This window comes from Streptomyces sp. SID14478 (assembly GCF_010548525.1).
GTDB lineage: Bacteria > Actinomycetota > Actinomycetes > Streptomycetales > Streptomycetaceae > Streptomyces.
The window spans coordinates 1-4533 of sequence record NZ_JAAGMG010001177.1; the positions used below are offsets into that span (position 1 = coordinate 1).

Annotated in this window: 2 protein-coding genes; both read right to left on the reverse strand. The window is 73.5% G+C overall.

Translation table 11 applies throughout. The annotated features are described in order from the left end of the window. Nucleotides 1-4036, reverse strand: a 4036-nt coding sequence (locus G3I40_RS37285) for a type I polyketide synthase (RefSeq protein WP_164559248.1), incomplete at its 3' end; no start/stop codon positions are given. Nucleotides 4037-4126: 90 nt separating this feature from the next. After that, a partial coding sequence (locus G3I40_RS37290; RefSeq protein ID WP_164559249.1) for an acyl carrier protein occupies nucleotides 4127-4533 on the reverse strand: 407 nt, incomplete at its 5' end.

The window sequence follows — 4533 nt, forward strand, 5'->3', positions numbered from 1 at the left end:
CCGGGTTCTCGGCCTGGGCGGCGCGCACCAGACCCCACACCGCCGATCCGGCCGGGTCGGTCACCGCGGTTCCGCCCGCGGCCACCGCGCCCCGGGTCGCGACGACGAGCCGCGACTCCTCCAGCGCGTCCGCGTCGAGCCACGCCTGCAGCACGCCCAACACCCGTGACGACAGGGCGAGTACGGCGTCGTCGCCCTCCGCGCCGACGGCCTCCAGGACCGCCACCGCGGGTGCCGCGGCGGCCAGCGCCGCGACCTCGTCCGCGGTGGCCACGGGGACCCATTGCGGAGCGGGCAACGCCCCCTGGTGCGGGGGAAGTTCCGTCCAGTCCACCCGGTACAGCGAGTCGGTGGCCGCCGAGTCCGCCGCGGTCTCCAGCTGCTCGGCGGAGACGGCCCGCGACACCAGCGAGTCCATCGTCACGACCAGCGCACCGGTCTCGTCCGCCGCGTCGACCGACAGCGCCTCCGGGCCGCTCGGCGCGATGCGTACCCGTAGCGCCGAGGCGCCCGCGGCGTGCAGCACGAGGCCGTTCCAGGAGAACGCGAGCAGCGGCTGCCCGGCCCCGCCGTCCGCCGCCGCGTCGCTCACGGCGCGGAACGATCCGGTCTGCAGGGCCGCGTCGAGGAGCGCGGGGTGGATGCCGAACTTCTCGGCGTCCTTGCGCTGTTCCTCGGGCAGGGCGACCTCGGCGAAGAGCTCGTCGCCGCGTCGCCAGACCGCGCGTACGCCCTGGAAGGAGGGGCCGTAGCCGACGCCCCGCTCGCGCAGTTCGTCGTAGAAGCCGGCGGTCTCGACGGCCTCGGCGCCCGGTGGCGGCCAGGCGCCGAAGTCGAAGTCCGTGGGCGGATGCGCGGCCGAGGCGGCGAGGGTGGCGGTGGCGTGCCGTGTCCACGGCTGCTCGTCACCGGCGTCGTCGCGCTGGGAGTAGACCTCGACGGTGCGCGAGCCGTGCTCGCCGGGGGCGCCGACGGCAACCTGCAGCCGTACGCCGCCCTGCTCGGGCACCACGAGGGGCGCCTCGATGACGAGCTCCTCCAGCACACCGCACCCGGCCTCGTCACCGGCGCGCACGGCCAGCTCGACCAGGCCCGTGCCCGGCAGGAGCGGCAGGCCCCCGATGGTGTGGTCCGCGAGCCAGGGGTGCGACTTGAGTGAGAGCCGCGAGGTGAACAACAGGCCGTCGGACTGCGGCAGCCGGACCAGCGCCCCGAGCAGCGGGTGCGCGGCCCCGGAGAGCCCGAGGGAACGCGCGTCGCCGCCGGCCGGGGTGCCCTGGAGCCAGTAGTGCTGGTGATCGAAGGCGTACGTGGGCAGGTCGACCCGCGCCGACGAGGCACCGACGGGCAGGACGCCCGTCCAGTCGACCTTGACGCCGCGCACGAACACCTCCGCCATCGACGTCAGCAGACGGCGCAGACCACCCTCGTCACGACGCAGCGAACCCGTCACCACAGTGGCAGTACCGCTATCGCCCTCATCAAGAACGTCGGTGATCGGCTGCACGAGGACCGGATGCGCACTGACCTCGATGAACGCACCGTGGCCCTGCCGGACCAGCTCGGCGACAGCCGGGCCGAAGCCGACCTGGCCGCGCAGATTCCCGTACCAGTAACCGCCGTTGAGCACATCGGCGTCCTCGACCCAGCCGCCCGTCACCGTGGAGAAGAACGGGATAGCCGGGGCCTGCGCCTCGATACCGGACAAGGTCTCGGCGAGAGTGCTCTCGATGTCCTCTACGTGCCGGGTGTGAGAGGCGTAGTCCACGGCGACGCGGCGCACCCGGACACCGTCAGCGGACAGGGCCGCAACCGCCTCGTCCAGGGCCTCCGCGTCGCCCGCGATGACGACCGAGTTCGGGCCGTTGACCGCGGCCACCTCGACCCGGTCCGCCCAACGCCCCAGACGCTCAACCGCCTCCGCCTCGCTCAGCGCCACCGACGCCATACCGCCACGACCGGCCAACCGCTCACCGATCGCCTGACTGCGCAACGCCACCACCCGAGCCGCGTCCTCCAGGGACAGAGCCCCCGCGACGCACGCCGCCGCAATCTCCCCCTGCGAATGACCCACCACCGCGTCGAACTCGACGCCCGCGGACGACCAGACAGCGGCAAGCCCCACCATCACCGCGAAACTCGCCGGCTGCAGCACATCCACCCGGTCCAGCAACTCCGGCGAAGCTTCTCCACGGAGCACGTCGACCAGTGACCAGTCGACGTAGGGCTCAAGAGCCGCCGCGCACTCCGCGATGCGCTCCGCGAAGACCGGCGAGGAATCCAGCAACTCCCGTCCCATGCCCGCCCATTGGGAACCCTGGCCGGGAAAGACTCCGACGACGTTTCCGGGACCGTCCGAAGCCGCGCTTCCGCGGACCAGGTGGGCGCCGCTCTCGCCCCGCGACAGTGCCCGGATCCCGGCCAGTGCCTCCTCGCGTGAGTCGGCGACGACCACCGCACGCTCGGCGAGGACCGCACGGCCCGTCGCCAGCGCCCCGGCGACGTCCGTGACGGACACGCTGTCATCGCCCTCGGCGAAGGCGGCGAGGCGCGCGGCCTGGCCCGCGAGCGCAGCGGTGTTGTGCGCGGAGACCACCAACGGCACCACGCCGCCTACGGGCACGACCGCAGTGGCCTCCGCGACCTCCTCGGCCGGCGCCTCTTCCAGGATCAGATGCGCGTTCGTCCCGCTCACGCCGAACGACGAAACGCCCGCCCGGCGCGGACGGTCCCCACGCGGCCACTGCCGCGCCTCGGTCAACAACTCCACCGCGCCCGCCGACCAGTCCACCTCGGCCGTGGGCGCATCCACATGCAGCGTCGCGGGCATCATCCCGTGCCGCAGCACCTCGACCATCTTGATCACGCTGCCCACGCCCGCCGCGGCCTGCGTGTGCCCAATGTTGGACTTCAACGAGCCCAGCCACAAAGGCTGTTGGGGATCGCGGCCCTTGCCGTACGTGGCGAGCAGCGCCTGCGCCTCGATCGGGTCGCCCAGCGCCGTGCCCGTGCCGTGGGCCTCCACGACGTCGACGTCGGCCGCCGAGAGCCCCGCGTTCGCGAGCGCCTTGCGGATCACCCGCTGTTGGGAGGGCCCGTTCGGCGCCGTCAGGCCGTTGGAGGCGCCGTCCTGGTTGACGGCGCTGCCGCGCAGCACCGCGAGCACCTTGTGGCCGCGCTCACGCGCCACCGACAGACGCTCCAGGAGGACGATGCCCACGCCCTCTGCCAGGCCCATGCCGTCCGCGCCGTCGGCGAACGCCTTGCAGCGGCCGTCGGCCGCGAGGCCGCGCTGGCGGGAGAACGCGACGAAGTTGCCGGGTGTCGACATCACCATCGCGCCGCCCGCGAGCGCCATCGAGCACTCGCCCTGGCGCAGCGCCTGCGCCGCCAGGTGCATCGCCACGAGCGAGGAGGAGCAGGCGGTGTCGATCGACACCGCCGGACCCTCGAAGCCGAGGACGTACGAGACGCGGCCCGAGGCCACGCTGGTCGAGGCGCCGGTGCCCGCGAAGCCCTCCGACTCCGGGGTGACGACACCGGCACCGGCGCCGTAGCCCTGGCCGGACAGACCGGCGAACACGCCCACGTCGCTGCCCTTGAGCGAGACCGGGTCGAGGCCCGCGCGCTCCAGTGCCTCCCAGGAGGTCTCCAGGAGGAGGCGCTGCTGCGGGTCCATCGCCATGGCCTCGCGCGGCGAGATCCCGAAGAAGCCCGCGTCGAACAGGCCCGCGCCGCGCAGGAACCCGCCCTGCGTGACGTACGACGTACCGGCGTGGTTCGGGTCGGCGTCGAACAGCGCCTCCAGGTCCCAGCCGCGGTCGTCGGGGAAGTCGCCGACGGCGTCGCCGCCGTCGGCGAGCAGCTGCCACAGCTGCTCGGGCGAGGACACGCCACCCGGGTACCGGCACGCCATGGAGACGATGGCGATCGGCTCGCGCGCCTGGTCCTGGACCTCGCGCAGCCGCTTGCGGGCGGTGCGCGCGTCGGCGATGGCCCGCTTGAGATAGTCGCGGAGTTCTGCCTCGTCGGCCACTTGATTCAACCCCCAGGTGGTGGATGTGTGCGATTGCCGTGGGTGGGTGTCCGCACCGTCCGTGCGGGGTCGTTCAGGGTCGGACGCGGCTCAGTCGAGCCGCTCGAAGAGAGCGAACAGCTCCTCGTCGCTGGCGTTCTCGAGGTCCCCGGCGTCGGACGCGTCCGCCCCGGCGGCGTCGGTGTCGCCCGCCGCCTCGGCGGCCCGCAGCAGTTCGCGCAGGCGCGCGGTGATCCGTTCGCGAGCCTGCGGGTCCGGGCCCGCGGACCCGATGACCGCCTCCAGACCGGCGAGGCCGGCCAGGACCGCGTCGGCGGGCGACGCCTCCTCGACGGCGATCTCGGCCCGCAGGTAGCGGGCGAGCGCCTGCGGCGTCGGGTGGTCGAAGACCAGCGTGGCGGGGAGCTTCAGCGCGGTCGCCTCGCGGAGCCGGTTGCGCAGCTCCACCGAGGTGAGCGAGTCGAACCCGGCCTCGTTGAACGCGGTGTCCGGGCGGA